At 68.5% G+C, this 25,278-nt stretch carries 24 protein-coding genes; 5 read left to right on the top strand and 19 right to left on the bottom strand.

Annotation, left to right across the window (positions count from 1 at the left end):
- Positions 1-17: 17 nt before the first annotated feature.
- The 4 genes from MRBLMI13_RS12305 to MRBLMI13_RS12290 form a co-directional block, all read right to left on the bottom strand.
- Complete coding sequence (locus tag MRBLMI13_RS12305; protein ID WP_367822841.1) at positions 18-1,724, bottom strand: ABC transporter ATP-binding protein; 1,707 nt, start codon at positions 1,722-1,724, stop codon at positions 18-20.
- The gene (locus MRBLMI13_RS12300; RefSeq protein WP_056375728.1) at positions 1,721-2,686 is read right to left on the bottom strand and encodes an ABC transporter permease; all 966 of its coding nucleotides are present in this window, start codon (positions 2,684-2,686) and stop codon (positions 1,721-1,723) included. Before MRBLMI13_RS12300 ends, MRBLMI13_RS12305 begins: the two co-directional genes overlap by 4 nt.
- Positions 2,687-2,720: 34 nt before the next feature.
- Positions 2,721-3,725, bottom strand: a complete 1,005-nt coding sequence (locus MRBLMI13_RS12295; RefSeq protein WP_309686350.1) for an ABC transporter permease — start codon at positions 3,723-3,725, stop codon at positions 2,721-2,723.
- A gap of 86 nt (positions 3,726-3,811) precedes the next feature.
- Positions 3,812-5,485: an ABC transporter substrate-binding protein gene (locus MRBLMI13_RS12290; protein ID WP_042539074.1), complete on the bottom strand. Its 1,674-nt coding sequence runs from the start codon at positions 5,483-5,485 to the stop codon at positions 3,812-3,814.
- Positions 5,486-5,652: 167 nt separating this feature from the next.
- On the opposite strand from MRBLMI13_RS12290, the gene MRBLMI13_RS12285 reads away from it, so the two are divergent.
- Positions 5,653-6,573: a sugar kinase gene (locus MRBLMI13_RS12285; RefSeq protein WP_367822838.1), complete on the top strand. Its 921-nt coding sequence runs from the start codon at positions 5,653-5,655 to the stop codon at positions 6,571-6,573.
- Positions 6,574-6,580: 7 nt separating this feature from the next.
- Here MRBLMI13_RS12285 and MRBLMI13_RS12280 read toward each other — a convergent pair whose 3' ends face one another.
- The 5 genes from MRBLMI13_RS12280 to MRBLMI13_RS12260 are packed head-to-tail and all read right to left on the bottom strand — an operon-like array spanning position 6,581 to position 12,084.
- A complete protein-coding gene (locus MRBLMI13_RS12280; protein ID WP_042539070.1) occupies positions 6,581-7,447 on the bottom strand; it encodes a MurR/RpiR family transcriptional regulator in 867 nt (288 codons plus the stop codon).
- Positions 7,448-7,461: 14 nt separating this feature from the next.
- Positions 7,462-8,973, bottom strand: coding sequence for a glycoside hydrolase family 3 protein (locus MRBLMI13_RS12275; protein WP_367822835.1), 1,512 nt, complete (start codon positions 8,971-8,973; stop codon positions 7,462-7,464).
- The gene (locus MRBLMI13_RS12270) at positions 8,970-9,803 is read right to left on the bottom strand and encodes a carbohydrate ABC transporter permease (RefSeq protein ID WP_042539066.1); all 834 of its coding nucleotides are present in this window, start codon (positions 9,801-9,803) and stop codon (positions 8,970-8,972) included. Before MRBLMI13_RS12270 ends, MRBLMI13_RS12275 begins: the two co-directional genes overlap by 4 nt.
- Positions 9,800-10,777, bottom strand: a complete 978-nt coding sequence (locus tag MRBLMI13_RS12265; protein WP_367822833.1) for a carbohydrate ABC transporter permease — start codon at positions 10,775-10,777, stop codon at positions 9,800-9,802. Before MRBLMI13_RS12265 ends, MRBLMI13_RS12270 begins: the two co-directional genes overlap by 4 nt.
- Positions 10,778-10,791: 14 nt before the next feature.
- Positions 10,792-12,084, bottom strand: a complete 1,293-nt coding sequence (locus MRBLMI13_RS12260; RefSeq protein ID WP_042539062.1) for a sugar ABC transporter substrate-binding protein — start codon at positions 12,082-12,084, stop codon at positions 10,792-10,794.
- Positions 12,085-12,227: 143 nt separating this feature from the next.
- On the opposite strand from MRBLMI13_RS12260, the gene MRBLMI13_RS12255 reads away from it, so the two are divergent.
- The 4 genes from MRBLMI13_RS12255 to MRBLMI13_RS12240 all read left to right on the top strand — a co-directional run bounded on the left by MRBLMI13_RS12255 (position 12,228) and on the right by MRBLMI13_RS12240 (position 15,610).
- Positions 12,228-13,478 carry an LCP family protein gene (locus tag MRBLMI13_RS12255; RefSeq protein WP_367822831.1) on the top strand — a complete coding sequence of 417 codons (1,251 nt, stop codon included), beginning with the start codon at positions 12,228-12,230 and terminating at the stop codon, positions 13,476-13,478.
- 17 nt (positions 13,479-13,495) lie between these two features.
- Complete coding sequence (locus tag MRBLMI13_RS12250) at positions 13,496-14,356, top strand: spermidine synthase (protein WP_367822829.1); 861 nt, start codon at positions 13,496-13,498, stop codon at positions 14,354-14,356.
- 101 nt (positions 14,357-14,457) lie between these two features.
- Complete coding sequence (locus tag MRBLMI13_RS12245; RefSeq protein ID WP_042539055.1) at positions 14,458-14,985, top strand: hypothetical protein; 528 nt, start codon at positions 14,458-14,460, stop codon at positions 14,983-14,985.
- A gap of 136 nt (positions 14,986-15,121) precedes the next feature.
- Positions 15,122-15,610 (top strand): SprT-like domain-containing protein, encoded by a 489-nt coding sequence (locus MRBLMI13_RS12240; protein ID WP_042539053.1) that lies wholly within the window; start codon positions 15,122-15,124, stop codon positions 15,608-15,610.
- Positions 15,611-15,708: 98 nt separating this feature from the next.
- Here the strand turns inward: MRBLMI13_RS12240 and MRBLMI13_RS12235 are convergent, their stop codons facing one another.
- The 10 genes from MRBLMI13_RS12235 to MRBLMI13_RS12190 all read right to left on the bottom strand — a co-directional run bounded on the left by MRBLMI13_RS12235 (position 15,709) and on the right by MRBLMI13_RS12190 (position 25,278).
- Positions 15,709-16,230, bottom strand: a complete 522-nt coding sequence (locus MRBLMI13_RS12235) for a DUF3054 domain-containing protein (RefSeq protein ID WP_367822826.1) — start codon at positions 16,228-16,230, stop codon at positions 15,709-15,711.
- 137 nt (positions 16,231-16,367) lie between these two features.
- Positions 16,368-17,024, bottom strand: coding sequence for a 2-phosphosulfolactate phosphatase (locus MRBLMI13_RS12230; RefSeq protein WP_367822824.1), 657 nt, complete (start codon positions 17,022-17,024; stop codon positions 16,368-16,370).
- Between the two features lie 82 nt (positions 17,025-17,106).
- Complete coding sequence (locus MRBLMI13_RS12225; protein WP_367822822.1) at positions 17,107-18,579, bottom strand: ABC transporter permease; 1,473 nt, start codon at positions 18,577-18,579, stop codon at positions 17,107-17,109.
- Positions 18,576-19,337 carry an ABC transporter ATP-binding protein gene (locus MRBLMI13_RS12220; RefSeq protein ID WP_367822820.1) on the bottom strand — a complete coding sequence of 254 codons (762 nt, stop codon included), beginning with the start codon at positions 19,335-19,337 and terminating at the stop codon, positions 18,576-18,578. The genes MRBLMI13_RS12225 and MRBLMI13_RS12220 overlap by 4 nt, the downstream gene beginning before the upstream one ends.
- Before the next feature lie 94 nt (positions 19,338-19,431).
- Positions 19,432-20,067 (bottom strand): response regulator, encoded by a 636-nt coding sequence (locus MRBLMI13_RS12215; RefSeq protein ID WP_367822818.1) that lies wholly within the window; start codon positions 20,065-20,067, stop codon positions 19,432-19,434.
- On the bottom strand, positions 20,064-21,239 hold the full coding sequence (locus tag MRBLMI13_RS12210) for a sensor histidine kinase (RefSeq protein WP_042539045.1): 1,176 nt from the start codon (positions 21,237-21,239) through the stop codon (positions 20,064-20,066). The genes MRBLMI13_RS12215 and MRBLMI13_RS12210 overlap by 4 nt, the downstream gene beginning before the upstream one ends.
- Positions 21,240-21,319: 80 nt before the next feature.
- Positions 21,320-22,111 carry a class I SAM-dependent methyltransferase gene (locus MRBLMI13_RS12205; RefSeq protein ID WP_367822816.1) on the bottom strand — a complete coding sequence of 264 codons (792 nt, stop codon included), beginning with the start codon at positions 22,109-22,111 and terminating at the stop codon, positions 21,320-21,322.
- A 42-nt stretch (positions 22,112-22,153) separates the two neighbouring features.
- Positions 22,154-23,311, bottom strand: a complete 1,158-nt coding sequence (locus MRBLMI13_RS12200) for an AMP-binding protein (RefSeq protein WP_309686311.1) — start codon at positions 23,309-23,311, stop codon at positions 22,154-22,156.
- Between the two features lie 16 nt (positions 23,312-23,327).
- Entirely contained in the window at positions 23,328-24,239 is a 912-nt protein-coding gene (locus MRBLMI13_RS12195) for a 1,4-dihydroxy-2-naphthoyl-CoA synthase (protein WP_367822814.1), read from the bottom strand.
- A 79-nt stretch (positions 24,240-24,318) separates the two neighbouring features.
- Positions 24,319-25,278: a permease prefix domain 1-containing protein gene (locus tag MRBLMI13_RS12190; RefSeq protein ID WP_367822812.1), complete on the bottom strand. Its 960-nt coding sequence runs from the start codon at positions 25,276-25,278 to the stop codon at positions 24,319-24,321.

Genomic DNA, 25,278 nt, shown 5'->3' with positions numbered 1-25,278 from the left:
CATGCGCTCTCGGCGCCTCAGGAGGCGATGTTGAGTTCGTTCCCCGGGATCGACGCCAGCAGGCGGCGCGTGTACGGGTCGCGCGGGTTTGTGAAGATCTCCTCCGACGAAGCCGCCTCGACGAGAGATCCGTCCTTCATCACGCACACGTAGTCGCTGATCAGTCGCACGACCGCGAGGTCGTGCGAGATGAACAGATAGCTGAGCCCGTACTCGGTCTGCAGGTCGCCGAGCAGTGTGAGGATCTGGTCCTGCACGAGCACGTCCAGCGCCGACACCGGCTCGTCGCACACGATCAGATCGGGCGAGAGGGCGAGCGCCCTGGCGATCGCGACACGCTGCCGCTGCCCGCCGGACAGCTCCGACGGATACCGCCGCAGCATGGACTGCGGCAGGGCCACATCGTCGAGCAGCCGGCGGACGCGCTTGCGCCTGTCGGCGCTGCTCCCCCGCTTGTAGAAGTCGAGCGGCTCGGAGATCAGGCGCTCGATCGTGAACATCGGGTTCAGGCTCGAGTACGGGTCCTGGAAGATCGGCTGCACCCGCTGACGGAAGTCCTTCGTCTCCGCGCGGTCGAGGGACGCGATGTCCTTGCCCCCGTACCGGATGAGGCCGCTCGTCGGCTCGATGATCTTGAGCAGCATCCGCGCCGTGGTGGTCTTGCCGGACCCGGACTCGCCCACGATGGCGACCGTCTCACCCCGAGGGATCGCGAGGGAGACGTCGTTCACGGCGACGAAGTCCTCCTTCTGCCCTCGGACCGGATACACCTTGGTGAGGTGCTCGAACTCGACGATGTGGTCGGCGGCCGGAACCCCGGGCGTCACCTCGTCCGCCAGGGCCGGAGCATCCGCCCCTTGAGCGGGCCGATCCTCGACACGGAACGCCTCCGGCCGCAGGCGCGCTGCCGCGACCGACGGTGCCGCCGCCACGAGCGACTGCGTGTACGGATGCTGCGGCGCCTCGAGGATCTGCTTGGCCGGCCCCTGCTCTACGACCTTGCCCCGGTGCATCACGACGACGCGCTCGGCGCGCTCGGCCGCGAGACCGAGGTCGTGCGTGATGAGCAGCACGGCCGTGCCCAGCTCGCGCGTCATCTGACCGATCTGGTCGAGGATCGTGTGCTGCACGGTGACGTCGAGCGCACTCGTCGGCTCGTCCGCGATCAGCAGACGAGGTTTGCACGCCAGACCGATCGCGATCAGCGCGCGCTGGCGCATGCCGCCCGAGAACTCGTGCGGATACTGCTTCGCACGGCGTTCGGGGTCGGGCAGGCCCGCGGCGCTGAGCGCCTCGACGACCTTCTCCTTCACGTTCTGCCTGGTGGCGAGACCGTGCGCGAGGAGCGTCTCGGCGACCTGGGTGCCGATCTTGGCGACCGGATTCAGGTTGGACATCGGGTCCTGTGGCACGAGGCCGATGTCACGCCCCCTGATCGTGCGCAGCTCGTTCTCGGAGGCGCGCGTGATGTCGCGGCCGTCGAGGCGGATGCTGCCAGCGGCGACGCGGCCGCCCCCGGCGAGCAGCCCGATGATGGCCATCGCGGTCGTCGACTTGCCCGACCCCGACTCCCCCACGATCGCGACGGTCTCACCCGGAGCGATCTCGAGGTCGACGCCCTCGACCGCGTGCACGACGCCGTCCATGGTGGCGAAGTCGACGGCCAGGCCCTCGACAGACAGCAGGGGCGCGTTCGGCGCCCGGTTCTCGTTCGCAGCGTTCATCGTGCTCTCGTCCTCGGGTCCATGGCCTCGCGCAGCGCCTCACCAAACAGGGTGAAGCCGAGTGCGGTGACCGCGATGCAGATGCCGGGCAGGAATGCCAGCCACGGCGCGATGGCGAGCTCGGCCTGCGCGTAGGTGAGCATGCGCCCCCACTCGGCCGTCTCGGGGCGACCGCCGCCGAGACCGAGGAACGACAGCGCCGCCGCATCGATCACAGCCGTCGCCAGCGTGAGCGTCCCCTGCACGATGACCGGGCCGATCGCGTTGGGCAGCACGTGCGACATGGTGATCTGACCGCGTCCGAGGCCCAGCGTCTGGGCCGAGAGCACGTAGTCGCTCGATCGCTGCTGCAGCATCGACGCGCGCAGCAGGCGCGCGAAGATCGGAACCTGCGACGCACCGATCGCGATCATCACCGCGAAGGGCGTCTGACCCAGGATCGCGGCGATCGAGACGGCCAGCAGCAGGTTCGGCACCGACAGGATGATGTCGACGATGCGCATGATGAGCGTGTCGACCCATCCGCCGAACGTGCCGGCGAGAAGACCGAGGATCATTCCGCCGACCAGACCCAGGGCGGTCGAGATGACACCGATCAGCAGCGACGCCTGCGCACCCCAGATGAGCTTGGAGAGCACGTCGCCGCCGAAGCGGTCGAGGCCGAGCGGGAACTCGGGCAGCTCCCCCGGTCCCGGGATGTGCGTCGGCGTGATGAACTTCGCGCCGGGCAATGCGGTCTCGGGGTACGGAGCGAGCACGGGAGCGAGCACCGACACCAGGATGAACACCAGGACGATGCCGGCGCCGATCCAGGCGGTGGGGTTGCGGCGGAGGCGGCGGAACACATCGTGCCAGAATCCGCCAGGGCCCTCTCTGAGCCCTGCTCGGCCGACGGCGACGGTGTCGACGACCTCGCCGCTCGCTGCGGATGGTCCTTGCGCGGGTGGGAGCGAGATGGTCATGACGCCACCCCCTTTCGGAGAACGAGACGGGACATCACTGCACCCGCACTCTCGGATCGATGAAGCTGTACGACACGTCGACCGCCAGGTTGATCAGCGCGTAGGCGATCGCGATGAAGATGATGAACCCCTGGAGCACCGGGAAGTCCCGCGTGAAGATCGCCCTCGCGAGGAAGGATCCGATGCCGGGGAACGCGAAGACGGTCTCGGTGAGAACCGCCCCCGAGATGAGGAGTCCGGTCTGCAGACCGATCGTCGTGATCACGGGCAGCATCGCGTTGCGCAGGATGAAGCGACTGCGCAGGGTCGACGAACCGACGCCCTTCGCGCGGCCCGTGCGCACGTAGTCGGCGTTCTGCACCTCCAGGACACTCGCCCTGGTGATGCGGACGATGATCGCGAGCGGGATCGTGCCGAGCGCCAACGCCGGGAGGACGAGGTGCATGAGCGCGTCCCAGGACGCGTCGAACTCGCCGGTGATGATGCCGTCCCAGACGTAGAACCCCGTCGGGTGCGTGGCATCTATTCGGGGGTTCTGACGGCCGTCCGAGGGAAGCCACCCGAGCTGCACCGCGAACACGTATTTCAGGATGAAGGCCAGGAAGAACACCGGGATGGTGATGCCCACGAGGCTCAGCACCACCGACGCGTGGTCGGTGAACTTGCCGTGGCGGCGAGCCGCCCAGTAGCCGAGCGGGATGCCGACCCCGACCGCGAAGATGAGCGCGAGAACACTCAGCTCGAGCGTCGCGGGGAAGCGACGGAAGAACTCCTCCGTCACGGGCCGGTTCGTCTGGATCGATGTTCCGAAGTCGCCCTGGAGGAGGCGGCCGACCCAGATGAAGTACTGCTCCAGGATCGGCTTGTTGAAGCCGTAGAGTTCGTTGACCCTGGCGACGGCCTCCGGAGTCGCCTTCTCGCCGAGAAGAGCGACGGCCGGGCCGCCTGGCAGGGCCCTGACCCAGGCGAACAGCAGGATGCTGAGGCCGATCAGAGTGGGAATGAGGAAAAGCAGTCGCCTGCCGATGGTGCGCAGCAAGAGGTCTCCGTTGATCAGAAGGTACGCCGGTCCCGGGCCTCCGCGGCGAGCGCGGAGACCCGGGTGGGCATCTCAGTCGGTCAGACCTACTCGGTGAGGACGATGTCCGTGAAGACCTCGTCGTTCACCGGGCTGGCGGGATAGCTCTCGACGCGAGGGTCGAAGGCCAGTGTCGGCGCCGGGTGCGCGATCGGCACACCCGGGATGAACTGCGCGACCATCTCGTTGATCTCCTCGTAGAGGGCCGTCTGGTCCTCGAGGTTGGAGACACCGCGAGCCTCGTTCAGCTTCTGGAACAGCTCGGGGTTGTCGAAGCCCCACTCCGAGCTCTGCTGACCGAAGAAGACGCCGACGAAGTTGTCGGTGTCGTTGTAGTCACCGGTCCAGCCCAGCAGGTGGATGCCGTGGTCGGCCGTTCCCGTGGTGCGGTCGAGGTACTCGACCCACTCCTCCGAGACCGGGGTGGTCTCGACGCCGACCTCGGCCAGCTGCGACGAGAGCACCGTGAAGATCTGCTCGGGGTCCGGCATGTACGGACGCGAGACGTTGACCGGGTAGTTGAAGGTCAGCTTCAGCGGGTTGGCCTCGTCATAGCCTGCTTCTGCGAGCAGCGACTTGGCCTTCTCGGGGTCGTAGTCGTAGGTCGTGACGTCGGGGTTGTATCCGTTGACGGTGTCGGGAACGAACTCGATCGCCTTCTCGGTGCCCTCGGGGAGGACCTGGCTGATCAGCGCATCCTTGTCGACCGCGTACGAGAGCGCCTCACGGACCTTCGGGTCCTGCAGCTCGGGGATGGCCTGGTTGAAGGCGAGATAGAGGATCGTGAAGGGAGGGCGCGACACCATGGTGAAGCCGTCGTCCTCGAGCGCCTTGGTGTCGGCAGGACCCACGAGGTCGTAGCCGTCGATCGATCCGGACTCGAGAGCCTGACGACGCGCGGTCGGGTCGTCGATCGTGCGGAAGATGATCTCGTCGATCTGGCCCGCCTCGCCCCAGTAGTCGTCGTAGGCCTTGAGCGTGACCTGCTCGCCCGGCGCCCACTCGTCGAACTGGTACGGGCCGGTGCCGACCGGGTGCCCCATCGCGTACTCGGAGAGCACGGGAGCCTCGGCGGAGCCGCTCACGTCGTCGGCGCCGAACTCCTGGAGTGCCGACGGGCTCTGCATCGAGAACGACGGCAGCGACAGCGACGCGACGAATCCGGCGAACGGCTTGTTCAGGTCGATCGTGACGGAGTAGTCGCCGTCAGGGGTGCAGGACTTGTAGACGGCGTCCGCCGGGCTGTCGGCGTAGCCCTTGAAGAGCTTGTTGTAGTAGTAGCCGAACGCCTCTGATGCCGCGAGGCCGGTCCAGTTGTACCAGCGGTCGAAGTTCGCGCACACGGCCTCGGCGTTGAACGGGGTGCCGTCGTGGAAGGTGACGTCCTCCTTCAGAGTGAATGTGTGGCTCATGCCGTCTTCCGACGACTCCCACGACTCGGCGAGCAGCGGTGCCGGGTCGGCCGTGCCGGGTTCGGTGCCCACGAGGCCCTCGAACATCTGCCGCGAGACGCGGAAGCTCTCGCCGTCCTGGGCGAATGCCGGGTCGAGGCTGGCCGGGTCGGAGGATGCGGCGAACACGAACGTGCCGTCGACATCGCCCGCAGCCTCTCCGCCGTCGTCGCTGCGCTCGCTGGCGACGCATCCCGAGAGGACCAGCGCCGCCAGTGCGGCTCCGGTGACGGCGAGGAGTCCTCGCCGACGCGTGACTGAGTGGTGCATTGTGTGACCTTCCTGTCGAGCGCTACAGTGCGCGTCCCGAAGACATCGTCGACTTCGGAACGGTGATGCCTCGACGCTACCCAGTGCGCATTCCGATGCAAACACCTCCAGGTTGCATTCCTGTTACGGAAGTTACGTGGTCGTGCCCATCCGGTAATGTCCACAACGTGCCCGACACATCTCCTCTCGCCGTCTGCGTCGGCGAGGGCCTCGTCTCTTTCGTCCCCGCCACTGCCGCTCCTCTCGAGGACGTGCGCACCTTTCACCGATCGCTCGCCGGGGCGGAGTGGAACACCGCGATCGCACTGGCGTCGGCAGGAATCCGCACGGCTGTCGTGTCCCGCGTGGGCGACGACGGTTTCGGTCGGTTCCTCACGGCCGAGCTGCGCAGGCACGAGGTCGACGATTCGGCCGTCGACGTCGACGCCGAAGCCCCGACCGGTCTCTACGTGAAAGAGCTGTCGCCTCGCCCAGACGGCTCGGTCGACGGGACGATGCACTACTACCGCTCGGGCTCAGCAGCCGCGGCGCTGTCGCCCGCGACCCTCGAATCCCCCGCAGCATCCGTCCTTCTGGCTCAGGCGGCGCTGGTGCACACCTCCGGGATCACGCCTGCTCTCTCGGCTTCCGCGCGGGCTGCACAGGATGCGCTGTTCGATGCACCCCGCGACGGTCGGCTGCTCAGCTTCGACGTGAACTGGCGCCCCGCGCTCTGGCGCGGACGCCAGGACGAAGGGCGCGCCGTGATCTCGGACTACGTGCGCCGCGCCGACATCGCGTTCTGCACTCGACCCGACGCAGAGTCGGTGTTCGGCACCGCCGAGCCGGATCGGCTGCGCGAGCTGTTCCCCGAGCCGAGGTATCTGCTCGCCACGAGCCCCGACGGCGCCGTGGCGTTCGACGGAGCGGAACGCACCGACAGCAGGTCGCTCGACGTCCCCGTCGTGGAATCCATCGGAGCCGGCGACGCGTTCGCCGCCGGGTTCCTCGCCGGTGTGCTGACCGGGCTCTCCCTCACCGGCAGCCTCGCCCGCGCGCACAGGATCGCGACCAGAGCGCTGGTCAGCACCCGCGATCACATCGACTGATCGGCCCCTACCGGCGGCGCCGAGACGCCGCGGCGTCGTGCGTGAGCTGCAGCGGGATGACCACGGGTTCGCCCCGGTGCTGCACGACGCGCACGAAGAGGATGTCGACCAGTGCCAGCTGCGCGATGCGGCTCGACATCGCGGCCATCCGGAACGGCGACTCCTGCGCGTAGGTGATCAGCACGATGTCGGCGGCGAGCGCGAGCGTCGAGTCGGGCGCGCTCGTGATCGCCACGGACAGCGCACCCGCGTCCCGGGCGATCTCGACAGCGCGGACGACCTCCTGGGTCTCGCCGCCGTGCGAGAAGGCGATGACGACGTCGTCCGAGGTCCTCAGCGATGCCGTCGTGAGGGCCAGATGCGGATCAGCGGAGTGCGCGACCGAACAGCCGATGCGCGCGAGCTTCTGCTGAAGGTCCTGGGCGGTCAACGACGAGGCCGCCTGCCCGAACAGATCGACGTGGCGGGCTGCCACAACGGCCCTCGCGACCCGGTCGAGTGCGTCCGCATCGAGCCCGCGCGCCGTCTTCTCGATCGCGTCGATCTCCTGAGCTGCGAGCTTCGCGGCGATCGCCGACGGCTCGTCGTCCGGGTCGATCGCCGTGGTGTCGAGGCCGAAACGCGCCCGCTGCGCCTGGGCGAGCGTGACCGTGCGAGCGACCGCCACCCGCAGCTCCCGGTACCCGCTGAAGCCGAGCGACTGCGCGAACCGGGCCACGGTCGACAGAGACGTGTGACAGAGCTGCGCGAGATCGTTGATGGCGAGATCGACGACGAGCGTGGGGTCGCCGAGGATCGTCTCCGCGACCCGTGCTTCTGCAGCACTCAGTCGAGGAACGGATCGGCGCACCAGCGCGAGAACATCGTCGTCCACGGTGTCATCCTGCCTCAGTCAGGCGGTCCTGCGCTCGCGGGCGACCGAACGGCGCGGCGCGAAGCCCCGCCGGTGAGTCGATCTCTGGCGGCCTGAGCACCGATCCTGCTCGCGGATCCGACCTCCACGACGGGGAGCGGCAGTGGCCGCCTGGCCGCGAGTCCGACGTTGACCACGACGGCTTCGGGGTCGCGCAGAGCGGCGCGTACGACCAGCGAGCGCTGCGCGTCATCGGAGTCAGGCCGATCCAGGAGGATGACCGTCAGCCCCTCGGCGAGGACGGCTCGCTCGAGAGCGGAGTCCTGCTCGTCGATCGACGAACGCGCGACGTCGACACGAACACGGTGGCCGTCGGCTGCGAGCGTCTGAGCCACATACGCGGACGCGCTGTCGACAGCGAGAGTCGAACGACGGCGGGCGTCGACCACCGCGAGTACCTCGGCATCCGCGGTCGCGCCGGTGATGGCTCGTCGGACGATCTCCGATCCGTCGTAGCCGACGGGAGGCGCGGTCGTGGCACGAGTGCGGAGGGTCTCGGCCAGACGGGCGACCCGCTGGGCCGCAGCGGCGAGTCTCTCGCGCGGCAGCGAGCCGTCGCTCACCGCCGCGAGGATCCCGTCGCGAGCGGCGAGGAAGTCCCGTCTGTCCTGGTCGGGGAGCGTGGCTTCGCCCCGGTTCGTCGGGTTGCCGATGCACAGCAGATCGACGCCGGCCGCCAGGGCGCGTGCGGCGCCCTGGCCGATGCCGACGGTCTCGCGGATCGCCGCCATGTCGAGTGCGTCCGAGATGATGACGCCGTCGAAACCCCAGTCCCGCAGCATCCCGAGCACCCGGGGATTCAGCGTCGCCGGTTCCTCCCCCCACGCCGGAACGACGATGTGCGCGGTCATGATGGCGTCGACCCCCGCGGCGATCGCGGCACGGAACGGCTCGAGGTGCACGCGCTCGTACTCGGCGATGTCGAGCGAGATCTCGGGCAGCGCGTGGTGCGAATCCAGATGCGTGTCGCCGTGTCCGGGAAAGTGCTTGACGCATGCGGCGACGGCATTGCTCTGCAATCCGTCGACCGCCGCCTGCACGTGTCGGGCGACGAGTTCTTCGTCGCTGCCGAAGGAACGGACCCCGATCACGGGATTCCGCGGATCCGTGTTCACATCGGCGACGGGACCGAGCACCACGTTGACGCCGACCGAGGCGACCCGTCGGGCGAGCTCCGCACCGGAGTCCCTCGTCGCATCGACATCGTCGACGATGCCGAGCTGGGCGGCCCCCGGGAGGGTGGAACCGGTCGCCGACTCGAGGCGCGTGACGTTGCCGCCCTCCTCGTCGATCCCGATCAGCGCGTCCGGGTTCGCACGAAGGATCTCGTCGCTCAGGGCAGGCAGCCCATCACCGACGTTCTGGCTGAAGTACACCGCTCCAGCCAGGCCGTCGCGCAGCTCGGCGAGGAGCCAGTCCGGCGCCTCGGTGCCGAGGAACCCCGGCCAGAGCACCGCGTTGGCGAGGCGGACGAGCTCGTCGGTCATCCCTTCACCGCTCCCGCGACCATGCCTGCCGAGAGGCGACGCTGCACGATCACGAAGAAGACCATGACGGGGATCGTGATGATCGTCGACGCGGCCATGATGCTGCCCCAGTCGTTGGAGTGCAGACCGAAGAAGGACTTCAGACCGATCGAGACCGTGTACTGGTCGGTCTCGCTGCCGAGGATCGTCATCGCGAAGATGAACTCGTTCCAGGCCGTGATGAAGCTGAAGATGCTGGTGGCCACGAGGCCGGGCATCACGAGAGGCAGCAGGATCGAGCGGAACATCCGCCACCAGCTGGCCCCGTCGATGTACGCGGCCTCTTCGAGCTCGACCGGCACCGCGGCGACGAACCCGCGCAGCATCCAGATCCCGAACGCGAGCGAGAGCGCGACGTAGACGACCATCAGACCGAGGATGCTGTTGAGCAGTCCGAGGCTCTTGACCTGAAGGAAGAGCGGGATGACGAGAGCCTCGAGCGGGACCATCTGCACGACGAGGATCATCATCAGGATGGTCGTGCGGAACTTGAACTTGAACCGGGCGACCGCCACTGCCGCGAGCAGACAGACCAGAGCACTCACCAGAACCGTCACCAGGGCCACGATGGCCGAGTTGCGCAGGTAGGTGCCGAAGCCGCCGTCGGTGAGGACGAAGGCGAAGTTGTCGAACGTGAATTCCTGGGGCAGCAGCGACTGACCGCCGCTGGATGCCTTGGCATCGAACGCGCTGGAGACCATCCAGTACACGGGGAACAGCGTGAAGATCAGGACGGCGGCGATCGCGATGCCGGTGCCGAGGCGCGACATGGCGGACGGGCGGGGGTTCACAGCTCGTCCTCCTTCATCAGGGAGCGGATGTACACGATCGTGATTCCGATCAGCACGAGGGTGAGCAGCACGGCGAGGGCGGCGCCGAACCCGTAGCGGTTCTGGCCGAAGGATTCGACGTACGACCAGACGCCGAGGTTGAGCACCGACCGGTTGCCTCCCCCACCGCCCGGCATGAGGTAGACCTGCGCGAAGACCTTGAAGTCCCAGATCGTCGACAGGATGATGACGACCGAGAAGACGGGCTTGAGCGTCGGGAAGATGATCTTCCAGAAGCGCATCCAGGCGTTCGCCCCGTCGAGCGCGGCCGCCTCGAGCATCTCCTTCGAGACGCCGAGGAGACCGGCGAGCACCGTGATCGCGACGAACGGGAAGCCGTGGTGCACGACGTTCAGCAGCACGATCGCGTAGAACGACCACTGGTTGGTGAACCAGTTGACCGGTTCGTCCATCAGACCGAGGTTCTGCAGGGTGGTGTTGAAGATGCCCCGGTCGGCGTCGAAGATGAACGTCCAGACGTAGGTGCCGGTGACGGCCGGCATGGCCCATGCGACCATGATGCAGCTCGAGACGATGGTGCGCCAGACCGTGCCCAGCTTGGCGAGCAGGAGCGCGACCAGCGTGCCGACCGCCACCGTGACGAACACGGCGACAGCGGCGAAGCCGACGGTGTTCGGCAGGACGACGGTCCACAGCGTCGGATTGGTGAGCGCCTCGACGTAGTTGTCGACGCCGATCCAGTTGTTCTCGCCCGTGTTGATCTCGCGCAGACCGTAGTCCTGCAGCGAGAAGATGAAGACCTGGATGAGCGGCCAGAGCATGAGCACCGCGAGGATGACCAGCCCGGGAGCGAGAAGAAGCCAGGGACGGGCCGTGAGCAGCGAGAATCCTCGCCGCCGGGGCTGGCCGCCGGCCACGGAGGCGGAGGTGGACTCCGCCTTCGTGGCCGGCAGTGGCGCTTGCACCATCGACATGAAGGGATACAGCCTTACTTGTTGAGCAGCTCGGTCATCTCGGCTGCGGCATCCTTCGTCGCCGTGGCGACGTCCTTCTGCCCGCCGAGGATCGCCTGGATCATCGAGTTGGTGGTCTTCTTCGCCTGGACGGCTCCGAAGTTCGGGGTGACGGGCACGGATGCGCCGCCCTCGACCATCTGCTGTGCGAACGGAGCGACGAGCGGGTCGGTCGAGGCGAGGGCCTCTTCCATCGCCGACTGGACGCCCGGGAAGTAGCCGGTCTCGTCAGCCCACTGCTCGGCGAACTCGCCCGTGGTCATCAGCTTGACGAACTCCCACGCGAGGTCTGCGTTCTTCGTCGTGTTGAAGACCGACAGGTGCGAGCCTCCGAGCACGGACGGAGCGATTCCGCCGTCCTCGCCCGGGATCACTGCCGCGCCGATCTTGCCGTCGAGTTCGGGGTTCGCCTCGATCAGCGCCTTCGGGGTCCACGAGCCCGAGAGCATCATGGCGACGTTCCCCTGCGTGAACGAGTCACGGAGGTCCGTCTCCTTCCACGTGGTGGCGCCGGCCGACGAGAAGCCGTGCTCGGTCGCGAGTCCGGTGTAGAACTCGATGCCGGCCTGCGACTCCTCGCTGTCGAGCTCGCTCGTCCAGGTCTTGCCGTCGAGGGTCGCGACCTCGCCGCCCGCGCCCCAGACCCAGGGGTACACCTGGAACTCGGCGTCGCCCGCGACGGGGAACGGCAGCATGTCGGGCTTGGCGGCCTTGATCGCCTCACCGGCGGTGACGATGTCGTCCCACGTCTTCGGAGCCTCGAGACCGAGCTCCTCGAACACGTCGGTGCGGTAGACGATCGAGCGGACACCGGCGTACCACGGCATGCCGTACAGCTCTTCGTCGTAGGTGCCGGCGACCGCGAGACCCTCGACGAGGTCGTCGCGCAGGCCCTTCTCAGCGTCGACGTACTCGTCGAGCGGCTCCAGGGCACCTGCGTCCGCGAACTCCGCCGTCCAGGTGGTGCCCGTCTCGGCGATGTCGGGCGTGGTGCCGCCGGCGATCGACGTGACGAAGCGGTCGTGAGCGTCAGCCCACTGGATCTCCTCGATCTTGACCGTGGCCCCGGTCTCGTCTTCGAAGGCGCTCGATACCTCGTCGTAGAACGCAGTCGCGTCGGGGTTCGTGCCCTTCATGATCCAGACGGTGAGCTCCTGGCCCTCTCCGTCGACGGCTCCGCCGGTGTCTGCTCCGCCACCGGCACAGGCCGCCAGGCCCAGTGTGGCCACGGCGCCCAGCGCCATGACCGGAAGAATGCGCTTGTGCATCAGGGATCTCCTCTTTGAACGTCCTGGCGGCATCGGGTGCCTACCACGTAGGAAAAAGTATTCATCACTAACTAATTCCCTGCAAGTTATTCTCGGAAACGTCATGCGGCCGTAACATCGGCCTCCGCGGGTAGGCTCACGGCATGTCAGGGGCCCTCGACGACGCGAAGCGCTCGACGGTCGCGCGCCACGCGGATCTTCCTACGCCCAGTGCGTTCTCGACTCTCTTCAGACTCCTCGGAGTCGCCCTGGCGGTGATCCTCGTCTCGTCCGTCGCGGTGGCGGGCTTCGTCGCCGCGGACGTGCTGAACCGGGTCGGCGAAGGTGCGGTCGCCCTCGAGGACGACGTGGAGGTGGCTCCTCCGTCGCTGGGCGCGTACCCGAGCGACAAGGCCTTCAATCTTCTCATCGTCGGGACGGACGAGTGCGGAGAGGTCTCGACGAAGATCCTCGGCGATCGATGCGCCCAGAGCGAGCAGGGAGCCCTGAACGACGTGACCCTCCTGCTCCACGTCTCGGCGGCGCCTCGCGCAGTCACCGTCGTGTCGTTCCCCCGCGACCTCGGGCTGGAGGTGCCCGAGTGCGAGAGGGAAGACGGTTCGACCGCGTCGGCGATGTCGAAGGGGCGGATCAACGAGGTCTTCGAGCACGCCGCTGTCTCGTGCGTCGCGAAGACCGTGACCGATCTCAGCGGGCTGCCGGTCGAGTTCGCCGCCAAGATCAGCTTCGACGGCGTGATCGCGATCACCGATGCGATCGGCGGAGTCGACGTGTGCGTCGCGGGTGAAGGCATCCACGACACCCTCGCCGGTGTCGACCTGCCGGTCGGCACGCACACGGTGTCGGGCGCCAGCGCCCTCGCATTCATCCGCACACGGCACGGAGTCGGCGACGGGAGCGACCGCGCCCGCATCTCGAATCAGCAGCAGTACATGTCGCGACTGGCCAAGAAGATCCTGAGCGCCGAGACGCTGACCGACCCGTCGAAGGTGCTTCGGCTGATGGACACGGTCGCCGACAACATCGTGCCGAGCGAGTCGCTGAGCAACGCCCTGACCCTCACACAGCTGGCGCTCGCCCTAAAGGATGTCGAGTTCTCGGACTTCGTGTTCGTGCAGTACCCGAACCTGACGGACCCGGATGACAGCGACAAGGTCGTACCCGATTACGACGCCGCGGCCCCGCTCTGGGCGGCGCTCATCGCAGGAGAGCCCATCACGCTCGCCGGTGACGTCGCGACGCACCGGAGCGTGGAGCTCGCGACGCCGCCGCCCGTCGACGAGCCGGTCGAGACGGCGACCGAGGCGCCGGAGGCGCGGGCGACCCTCCCCCCGGAGATCTCGGGGCAGACCCTCGACCAGGAGACCTGTTCGGTCGGCGTCCAGGCGGAGTGAGCGCGTAGTCTCGGAGAATGGGCAGGACGCGCGCGAAGGACACCGAACACCCGCAGGCCCGTCTCGACCACGGAGGCATCGCCCGCATCGTGCCGTCGGAGTTCACCACCGGGTTCGAGCTCATCGTCGACGACACCCCGCAGTCGCACGTCGACCTCGATGACCCCACGCACCTGCACTTCGAGTACATCGTGCGCATGGGCGCAGTCATCGACCAGCTCGCGGGCGGCCCCCTCACCGCGGTGCACCTCGGAGCGGGAGCGCTGACGATCCCCCGCTACATCGAGGCCACACGGCCCGGTTCGCGGCAGCAGGTGATCGAGCTCGAGGCTCCGTTGGCCGCACTCGTGCGCGAGCATCTTCCGCTGCCGAGAGGCGCGTCGATCAGACTGCGGATCGGTGACGCCCGCGAAGGCGTCCGCCGTCTTCCGCCGGCCATCGTCGGCAGCTGCGATCTGGTCGTGTCCGACGTCTACTCGGGCGCCCAGACGCCTGCCCACCTCACCAGCATCGAGTTCTACCGCGAACTCGCCGAGCTGCTCGCACCGGGAGGCGTGCTGCTCGTGAACGTCGCCGACGGCCCCGGCCTCGCCTTCGCTCGACGTCAGGTCGCGACGATCGCGGAGGTGCTTCCCGAGATCGGCGTCCTCGCCGACACCCAGGTGCTCAAGGGCCGCAGGTTCGGCAACCTGGTGATCTCAGCGTCTGCCGCTCCCCTCCCGACCGAATGGCTGCCGAGGATGCTGGCCGCCGGACCGCATCCGGCGAAGATCGCCCAGGGCGCCGAGGTGACCGCGTTCGTGCAGGGTGCACGTGTGGTCACGGATGCGGATGCCGTGGCCTCACCTCGCCCGGATGCCTCGCTGTTCCTCCGCTGAGCACCTCGATCGAGATCGGATGCGAGGGCGCGGGGCGTGCCGCCCCGACGACGGCGCCGTCGCGAGGCACACTTGACGGGGGACGCTGCGGAAGGAGAGCAATGAGTTTCATCAGAGGCTATGACCACGAGAGCCTTCGCGAGCGCGTCGATCTCGATGAGTGTGCGGCACGGCTGGAGGAGATCGACGGTCAGCGCAGCCTTCCGGCCCTGCTCGAGCGCGTCTGGCTGCTGAAGGTGCTCGACCGCCTGGACGAAGCCCTCCCCCTCGCTGACGAAGCCGTGCGACAGGCTCGCATGGCCGGAACCCGCAAGGACGTTCTGCGTGCCCGGGTGCTGCACGCCACGATCCTGCAGTACCGCGGCGCACACACCGCCGCCGCACAGGAGCTCGCCACGTGCGCAGCCGAGGCGGAAGGGCAGCGCTGGGTCTCGATCGCGGCTTTCGCCCATCACCACCACGGCAAGAACGCGTACGAAGCCGGCGACTACGAGACGGCCCGCGAGAGCTTCAAGCAGTCCCTCTTCCTGCGTCGTGAAGCGGGAGCCCAGGACGGGGAGCTCGAGACGGTGCTGCTCGCGATCGAAGCCGCCGAGCGGCGGCGTACGACCCAGCTCGTCGCGGGCTGACGGCGCATCGAGCCGGCTGACGGTGCATCGAGCCGGCTGACGGTGCATCGAGCCGGCTGACGCTGCGCTGAGCGGTCTGACGCTGCGCTGAGCGGTCCGACGCGGCGATGTCGGCGGCATGGCTTAGCCTGATCGCATGGCGGAACTTGACCGGGTGCGCGTCTGGGGCGAAGCACTGATCACGATGCACCTCGACGACAGCTGGTCGTTCGGTTTCGACCACGCCAAGCGCCGGGCGGGGCAGTGCGACTACACGAAGAAACGCATCACCGTGTCGCGATATCTGGCAGCCCGGTTCGAAGACGACGAGATCCACCAGGTGCTGCTGCACGAGGTGGCGCATGCGCTCGCCGGTCATGAGGCCGCGCACGGCGCGACCTGGAAGCGCGTGGCCCGGGACCTGGGTTATGTCGGCGGAACGACCCATCACGGCGAGACCGCTGTCGAGCTCGCGCCGTGGGTGGGCAGATGCCCCGCAGGTCATGTCACGTACCGGCACCGGCGCCCGTCACGCGCCACGTCGTGCGCGCGCTGCTCGCGCTCGTACGACGCCCGTTATCTCTTCGACTGGACACGTCGCGAGATCTCGGCCGACACGAAGCTCGCCGCCCAGATGTCACGCTGACAGCGTCGACACGCTGCGAGGTCGGAATCACGTCGGGCAGGACCGATGCGAGTGCGAGATCGACACCGCATCCCTCACATCGCGCAAGACTGATACCGTCAGCGCGGTTGAGCTCCCGTCTCGGGATCGGCCCCGGACGCTGACTCTGCCTGTGGCCCGTCCTCGACCTGAACCTCGTGTTCGGCGATCTCGTCGTGCACGACTCCATCGACCGGATCCGCGTCGTCGGAGCGTTCGGGTGACGCACCGCTGTCGCTCGTGCGCGCGGCGCGCCGGCGGAGGAGCGCCGCCGCGGCGCGCCAGCCGAGGAGCAAGACTCCGAGCACGAGTGTCGCGACGATGATGAACGCGATCTGAGCGGTGTCTCCCGTTGCGACCCGCAGCAGGAGTCCCCCGGCGACCGTGACGAGCCAGACGACGGCACCCCATCCGAGCGACCACGGACGACGCGGCCGGGCCGGCAGCAGAGCCGCCACGACGTGCCCCACCAACAGCGCGACGATGAAGGGCCAGGCGGTGATCAGGAACCCTCCGGGGCTCTCGCCGTGCGAGGCACGGCCGATCACGGCGAAGACGAGCACCAGGACGGCATCGACGATGAATGCGGGGACGAACCTCATGCCACGACCCTACGTCGCACGAGGCGAAACCCGTGCCGAGTGCGCGGCCTGTTGCCGACCGCACTGCGAAGCGACGCCGGCGAGCCCACATTCGCGGGCTTCCGGCGATCTCGTCGTCGCGAGCCGGAACGAACCGGTCAGTCGAACGCGACGAAGACCCCATCGCGCAGCACGGGCACGGCAGAGATGGCATCGAGCTCGGCAGCGCTCGACGTCGTCGTCGGGACCGCGCCGGAAGCCCGCATCCGATCGGTCGCGGCGACCCCTTCTGCGAGTTCGCGTGCCGATCCGCTGGCGCTGACCATATGGCGCAGCGCCCTCTTCAACGCTCGGAACCCCTCGGCTGCCACGGCCGCATCGGGCGCGGTGTGGTCGATGCCCAGATCGGTCAGTGCAGCGATGATCGCGCCGGCACCCAGGTGGTCTTCGACTGCGAACCGTACTGCACCGTCGGCGTCGGCCTCGCCCGCCGCGATCACGCTCACCGATGTGCGCGCCTGATTGCGATCCTGCAGCGTGGCGATCGCTCGCGCCACCGCCGAGGCGTTGCGGAGGCTTCCGATCAGCACCACGGCATCGCCGGCACCGCTGGCGACCGCGGCGCCATTACGAGACCACCCACGTGCGTCGTCGAGCGAGACCGTGGACCCGGCGGCGACCGCATCCGCCACCGTGGAGGAGAAGCGGAGCACGTCGACGACCACGACGACGTCGGCCGGAGCGAGGCGATCGAGCCCTTCGACGCCCCAGTCGAGGCGCACCTGATACGTGGACTGGTCGAACGGAGACGGCATCCGTCCAGCCTAGAGCGACCGGATACGCCAGAACGCTCCGATGACCGATTCGGTCACAGAGCGTGCTGGCGCCCGGCCGCCATCAGTCTGCAGCGAGCGCGTCGACCGGCGCCACCCGCGTGGCGAGACGGGTCGGCGTCGCAGCAGCGACCAGGGTCAGCACAGCGGTCGCCGCGACGATGATGACGACGGGCAGCCACGGCACGTGAGGTGCGACGAGCCCGGCGGGCTCAAAGTCGGGCAGGGTCGGCACCGATCCGAGCAGCGACTGCGCCGCGATCCACCCGTAGGCGATGCCGAGGATCAACCCGGTCACCGTGGCGGCCACCGTGATGTGCGCGGCCTCCAGCAGCACCATGCGGCGCACCTGACCGTTGGACAGTCCGATCGAACGAAGGAGACCGAGTTCGCGGCGACGCTGCACCACGCCGATCGTCAGGAGATTGACCAGGCCGACCGCGGCGATCACCGCCGACACGGCGACCAGCACCATCATCACCGACGCGAAGGCGTCGAACGGGGTGAAGAACTCGGCGGGCGTCTCGCCGTCGACCTGACCGATCAGCATCTGCTTGACCGATTCGAGAGCGACGGCGAACATCGTGACGAGCGTGACCCCCATCACCACGCCGATCGCCATACGTGAGGAGCGCTCCGGATAGCGCAGGGCGTTCTCAGCCGCGAGCCGTGCGGTGGCACTCGAGCCGAACATCCGCCCCACCAGACGCAGCACGGGCGGCATGAACAGCACCGATCCGAGCGCGAGCCCCGTGAAGGACAGCAGTCCACCGAAGAAGGCGACGACCACTCCGAGGGGATGCGCGAGTCCCACGACGACCCCCGCCGCCAGCAGGACGCTGCCGGCGCCCAGCAGCACCCACGCACCGATGTGACGCCCGGGGCGGGACATCTCTGCGTGGCTGCGCTCGACCGATCCGCCGATCGCCTGCAGCGGTGTGACGGCGAGCACGCGTCTGGATCCTGCCCAGGCCGCAGCCCAGGTGGTCAGGGCGACGCCGATCACGGGCAGGGCGATGAAAGGCTGTGCGAGGGAGAACCCCGTCGGCACGTTCTCGATCAGTCCGGAGCCGATCTGCACCCCGACAGCTGCGATCGCGAGGCCCGAGAGCAGGCCCAGTGCCGCGCCGATGACGCCGACCACGAAGCCCTGCCTGCCGACCTGCGCCCGCTGCGAGCGCGCAGTCGCGCCGATGAGGCGCATCAGCGCGATCTGACGAGTGCGCCCCGCGATGATCGTCGAGAAGGTGTTCGCCGTGACGATCGCCGCGACGTACATCGCGACACCCGTGAGGAGCACCGAGAGCAGCCCGACCACGAACGCGAGCGTCTCGCTGTCGCCGATGAACGGGTCGGCCTGCAGCACCGCTCCGAGATAGGCCGTGGTCTCGACCAGCACCACACCGAAGGCGGCCGAGAGCGTCGCGACCAGGATGCTGGCTCCCATGCCACGGTCGCGCAGCCATGCCAGGCGCGGACCCGTCGCAGACGTCTGAGCGACGACAGTGCGGACCGGAGAGTCGATGACGGCGCTCATGCCGCAACCTCGGCGGCGAGCATGTAGGCCGAGATCTGCTCAGCGCTCTGACGCGGGTGATCGGCGACGATCCGTCCGTCGCCGAGGAACAGCACGCGGTCGGCGTAGCTCGCCGCGATCGCGTCGTGCGTGACCATCGCGATCGACTGCCCGTGCTCCCGGCTCGCGGTCGCGAGCAGCTGCAGGACCTCGCGTCCGGTCTTCGAGTCGAGGTTGCCGGTCGGCTCATCCGCGAAGACGAGGTCGGGCGCGGTGGCGAGAGCGCGGGCGATCGCGACCCGCTGCTGCTGACCGCCCGACAGCTGATGCGGTCGGTGCTGCAGCCGCGATCCGAGCCCGAGCGTCTCGATCAGACCATCGATGCGCGCCTTCTCGATCGCGCTCGGTCGGCGTCCGTCGAGCTCGAACGGCAGCATGATGTTGCCGAGGGCGGTGAGCGTCGGCACGAGGTTGAACGCCTGGAAGATGAACCCCACTCGGCGCCGGCGAAGGATCGTCAGGTCGAGGTCTCCGAGCTCGGTGATCTCGGTGTCGCCGATCCAGCTCCTCCCCTGCGTCGGGGTGTCGAGGCCGGCCATGATGTGCATCATCGTGGACTTTCCCGAACCGGACGGACCCATGATGGCGGTGAACTGCCCGCCGCGGATGCCGACGCTGACGTCGTCGAGCGCGTGGACGGTGCCCTCGCCGGATCCGTAGGTCTTCGTGAGGTGCTGGACGCGGGCTGCGAGCCCGAGGTCGGTGGTCGTGATCTCCATGCCTTCGACGCTACGGACGGCTGGTGCCTCGCCGCGTCGCCCTGACGACGCATCCGTCTACATCGCAAGGATGATCCCGCGGGCGCTCGTCCGGTCAGGCGAGCCCGTGCTCGAAGGCGAAGACCACGAGCTGCACGCGGTCCCGCAGGGTGAGCTTCGTCAGGATGCGGCTGATATGGGTCTTCACGGTCGCCTCGCTGAGGTACTCGCGAGCGGCGATCTCAGAGTTCGACAGACCCCTGGCCGCGAGCGCGAAGATCTCCCGCTCGCGGTCGGTGAGCGCGGAGAACTCCGCGGGCACCGGCTTCGGCTCCTCGGCGAAGTGCTCGAACAGCTCACGGGTCGCGGACGCGGCGATGACGCTCGACCCCGAGTGCACGGTGCGGATCGCGGCGAGGAGGAACTCGGGATCGGCGTCCTTGAGCAGGAATCCGCTCGCCCCCTGACGGATGGCGCGCGCGGCCGCCTCATCGAGGTCGAAGGTGGTCAGCATGACGATGCGCGGCGGGTCGGGCTGAGCGAGGATCTCGGCGGTCGCGGCGAGACCGTCCATGACAGGCATCCTGATGTCCATCAGCACCACGTCGGGTCGAGTCGCGCGCACGAGAGCGACTCCCTCGCGGCCGTCTCCCGCTTCTCCGACGACGTCGAGGTCGGGCTGCGAGGCGAGCAGCATGCGGACTCCGGCGCGGAACAGCGCCTGATCATCGACGAGGACGACCTTGATCATGCGACTTCTCCGATCGGGAGCGAGGCGGCGACGACGAACTGTGCGCCCTGACGCTCCGCCTGAAGGCTACCGCCGACGAGCTGAGCCCGTTCGCGCATGCCGATCACTCCGTGGCCGACGCCGATCTGCGGCTGCTCGCTGCCCACGATGTTGCGCACCTCGATGTCGACGCGATCAGGAAGCCAGGCGAGATGCACATCGACCGCCCCGTCGCCGTGTCGGATGGCATTGGTGAGCGCCTCTTGCAGGATCCGGTACACCGCGAGCTGGATCGCCCCCGGCGGCTCGCCGGGAGGCATCGGGTCGACCGTGATGCGAGGCTCGACGCCTGCCTGTCGCACCTGCGCGAACAGCGCTTCGAGATCTGCGAGCGTCGGCTGCGGGCCGTCGCCCTGTCGGTGGCGCAGCTGGGTGAGCAGCAGACGCACATCACTCAGGGCGCTGCGAGCGGTCTGCGCGATCGTTCCCAGCGCCTCGGTGGCCATCTCGGGCTTCGTGACCGCCGCGTACCTTGCCCCGTCCGCCTGGGCGATCACCACGGCAAGCGAGTGCGCGACGATGTCGTGCATGTCTCGGGCGATTCGCACTCGCTCCTGCTCCTCAGCCGCGAGCGACTCCGCCTCCAGCTGCGCGGACCGTGTGCGTCGGGCGCGGAGGATGACGCGCCACAGCAGGCCGCAGACCCACGCGAAGCCGAGAGCGAGCACCGAGACGACGAGGAGCAGCGTGCCGGTGGTCAGCTGATCCCAGCCGCTGGTTCCGGAGGTCACGCCGGTGACGACCACCAGGTAGACCGCTGACACGAAGGCGCCGAACAGCGCCGAGCCGAATCCCCACCACAGCACGACCCGCGATCCCCACGCAGCCGTCGCATAGAGCACGAGGAGGATGGCGACGTCGATCGGCAGCGGCCCGAATCCGGAGAGCATCTGCACGATCGCCCCTGCCCAGGCCGCGGCGAGAGCGAGCCCGGGAGCGAGCCTGCCGATCGCGACGCCGCCGAACATCAGGATGCCCGCGATCACGATCGCCGCGACCGCAGCACCGTCGATTCCCTGGCCGATCGTCCCCGGACCGTAGAACACGACAGAGAAAGGAGTGAGGATGCTGAAGAGCAGCGTCGCCCCGACGATGTCGAGCACGAGCGCCGTACGGGAGAGCGGGCGGATCACTCCCCCACGCTACGCGGCACGGCGTCCGCCTCGCATCCGCCTGCAGATGTATCCGCTCGCAGATGCATCCGCGGAGCGCGTCAGGCGCGGGCGATGATCTCGCCGTGCGGCACGAGGTACCACCCGTCGCCGTCGGCGGCCCAGCGCTTCCACGCGTCGCTGATCGCCTGCAGGTCGCTCGACGTCGCCATCTCACTGTCGACCAGCTGCCGCGCGAGCGCCGACTCGAGGATGCGGTCTGCCCACATTCCGCCCCACCAGGCTCGATCCTCCGGGTTCGCGTACGTCCAGTTGGAGGTCGTCACCGTGACGTCGTCGAAGCCGGCCGCCCGCGCCCAGGCCAGGAGGCGACGCCCTGCATCGGGCTCGCCGCCGTTTGCTCGTGCGGCGCGGCGATACAGGTCGAGCCAGTGGTCGAGCTCCGGGAGCATGGGGAACCAGATGAAGCCCGCATAGTCGGCGTCGCGTGCCGCCACGACACCGCCGGGTGCCGCGACCCGGCGCATCTCGCGCAGCGCCTGCACGGGATCGCCGACGTGCTGGAGCACCTGGTGCGCGTGCACGACGTCGAAGGTATCGTCGGCGAAGCTCAGCGCATGCACGTCTTCGACCGCGAAGTCGAGGTTGTGCAGACCTCTGCTCGACGCGAGATCGCGTGAGAGTGAGAGCGCGCTCTCATCGATCTCGGTCGCCGTCACGTGGGCGACGACGCCGGCGAAGTCGACCGTGATGCTGCCGGGCCCCGCTCCGACGTCGAGAAGCGTGGTGGTCTCGGTCAGGTACGGACGGAGGTACTCCGCGGAGTTGGAGATGTCGCGGCTGCTGTGGGACCGGAGGACGGTCTCGTGATGCCCGTGCGTGTAGGTGGCCATGCCTCAGTCTGGCAAGAACCCCTCGTCCGACCGAATCGACCGTCAGTGCAGTTCGAGGACGGCCCGTCTGATCGACTCGCGATCCGGCTTGCCGGAGGCCAGCACGGCGAGCTCGTCGACCATGATCAGCCGCACGGGACGCGCATGCTTGCCGAGCTCCTCCGCCACGAGATCCCGCGCGTGCGAGAGCTGCTCGGCCTCGCTGCGCCGCAGCACCTCGCCGCGCGGCGCGACGATCACCGAGGCCTCGCCCCATCGTTCATCCGGCACGCCGACGACCACGGCGCCCGTGAGTCCTGGAACGCTGCGGACCAGCCGTTCGACGCGGTCGAGGGAGATGTTGATCCCGCCGGACACGATCACGTTGTCCGCGCGACCGTGCACCCGCACCACTCCGTCGTCGAAGAGCCCGAGATCGCCCGTGTGGTACCACCTGATGCCGTGCTCGTCGCGCGAGAAGTTCTTCGCGGTCAGCTCGCCGTCGCCGAGGTACCCGTCGGCGAGCATCGGACCGGCGATGCGCAGCTCCCCGTCCACCGTGCGCACCGCGACCGTATCGAGGGGAACGCCGTCGTACACGCATCCGCCGCAGGTCTCGGTGGAACCGTACGTGCGGACGAGCCGGACGCCGAGATCGGCGGCCCGCTCCCGCAGCGGCTCGGGCAGGGACTGCCCCCCGACGAGGATCGCGCGGTAGGCCTGCAGTGCGGCCCGCACCGGTCGGTCGTCGGCGGCGTCGAGCAGTGTCGACAGCTGCGCGGGCACGAGAGACGTGTACAGCTCGGGGATCGCTGCCGAGCCTCCCGACGGACGGAGCATCGACAGCGTCGCATCGGCGAAGGACTCGGGTGAGAACCGACCGCCGAGCGCGACCGGGTGCGTACCGGCGATCAGCGACCTCACCAGAACCTGCAGCCCCGCCACATATCCGGCCGGAAGCGCGAGCAGCCAGCGTCCGCCGCCGACCCTCGCCGCTGTGGCCTCGACGCTCGCCCGCAGCGCCTCGCCGCTCAATGCCACACGCTTGGGGACGCCGCTGGAGCCGGAGGTCGCGATCACCACGGCCGTGCCGTCCGGCACCGATCGCGGCGCGTCACCGAGCATCCCGAAGCCGAGCGCCGGCCCGCCGTCGAGCGCCCGCGCCAGGGCGTCGCGCAGCTCGGCCGGGTCCTCGGCGTCCGTCGGCGTCAGCGCGACCATGTGCGTCTCGATCCGCTCAGTAATGCCAGGGGAACGACGACCAGTCGGCGTCGCGCTTCTCGAGGAACGAGTCGCGGCCCTCGACCGCTTCGTCGGTGCCGTAGGCGAGGCGCGTGGCCTCCCCCGCGAACACCTGCTGGCCCACGAGCCCGTCGTCCACCGCGTTGAATGCGAACTTCAGCATGCGGATCGCCGTGGGCGACTTGGTGAGCACGGTGCGCGCCATCTTCAGCGCCTCGCGCTCGAGCTCGGCGTGCGGAACGACCCGGTTCACGGCTCCTGCCTCGTAGGCGCGCTGCGCCGAGTACTCCTCGGCGAGGAAGAACACCTCTCGGGCGAACTTCTGCCCGGTCTGCCGAGCCATGTACGCCGAGCCGTAGCCCGCATCGAAGCTTCCGACGTCGGCATCGGTCTGCTTGAACCGCGCCTCCTCCGCCGAGGCGATCGTGAGGTCGCAGACCACGTGCAGCGAGTGCCCGCCGCCCGCCGCCCACCCGGGGACCACCGCGATGACGACCTTGGGCATGAAGCGGATGAGGCGCTGGACCTCGAGGATGTGCAGGCGACCGGCACGCGCGGGGTCGTGCACGGTCGTCTCGTCGTCGGAGTACTTGTAGCCGTCGCGGCCGCGGATGCGCTGGTCGCCGCCGGAGCAGAACGCCCAGCCGCCGTCCTTCGGGCTCGGACCGTTGCCCGTCAGCAGCACCGCGCCGATGCGGGGGTTCTGCCGTGCGTCATCGAGCGCGCGGTAGAGCTCGTCGACGGTGTGCGGGCGGAAGGCGTTGCGCACCTCTGGGCGGTCGAACGCGATACGGGCGACTCCGCCGTCCGTGCTGACGTGGGCGGTGATGTCGGTGTAGTCCTCGGCACCGGGCGCGAGCACCCATTCGTCCGGGTCGAACAGGTCTGAGACGAATGTGCTGGTCACAGCATCCAGCCTATTCCCGCCGGGGTTGCAGACGCAGACGGCGCCGCCCCGAAGAGGCGACGCCGTCTGGGATCTGCAGTCAGGGTCGGCGGACGCGAGCCGTCTTGATCCATCCGTCCACGATGTCCCAGATGGGGAAGGCAATAAGGCAGAAGCCCGTGATCACCGTGAGGATCCGCATGGTCTCGTCGGTCACCCCGTTGTCGGTGAAGACGAAGCTCAGGAACTCGGGGTTGATCAGTGCTCCCTGCAGCAGCAGCGTGATCGACCAGGCGGCGAAGACCGCGGCGAGCAGTGTGTTGACCACCGCAGCACCGACCGTCCACCGTCGCTTCGCGTAGACCACGACCGCCAGCAGCGCCTCTGCGGCGAACAGCACGAAGAAGAACGTGATGCCCCACGGCCAGAGCCCCGGGTCGAGGATCGCGATCGGATCACCGCCGGTCGGGAAGAAACCGAAGAGTGCGTCCCAGAACACCGCGCCCACGCCGAGCAGCAGGAAGATGATCGATGCGATCGCATCGGCCCGCCCCGCGTCGTTCTGCGTCGGCTCGGGGAGCTGGTCGACGCTCCACTTCACGCCGGTGTCCGTGCCGGCGCGCTCCAGGATCACGAAGACCAGCGTCACCCAGAATCCGATGTGCACGACCGAGCCGAGTGTCGCGACGACTGCGGTGCCGATGATCTCGCCGGTCGGAGCGCCGTCGAGCAGCTGCCCGAGGACCACTCCTCCGAAGACGCACGCCGGGACGATCCACAGCAGCAGCTTGAGCAGCCGCCACCAGACGAGGTAGTACTTCGGCCCGATCAGATGCAGTGGACGGTCGGCGTAGCCCGCCGCGAGGATGCCGGGGTCGCCGAGCTCGGAAAGGACGGCGCGCTCGGCGGCTGAAGGGGTCTCCCCCTGTTCGAGTTTCGCGTCGATCGCATCGGCGATCGACGCTTCGAGCTCTGCCCGGACGTCGTCCTGCACCTCGGGCGTGAGGCTGCGGATCGTGGCGCTGATGTAGCGCTCGGTGAGCGTGGCTGTCGTGGTCAT

The organism is Microbacterium sp. LMI13-1-1.1 (genome assembly GCF_040815625.1).
Classification (GTDB): domain Bacteria; phylum Actinomycetota; class Actinomycetes; order Actinomycetales; family Microbacteriaceae; genus Microbacterium; species Microbacterium forte.
Note: the sequence above shows the minus strand (reverse complement) of the source record. Positions and strands in the feature narration are given on the sequence as shown.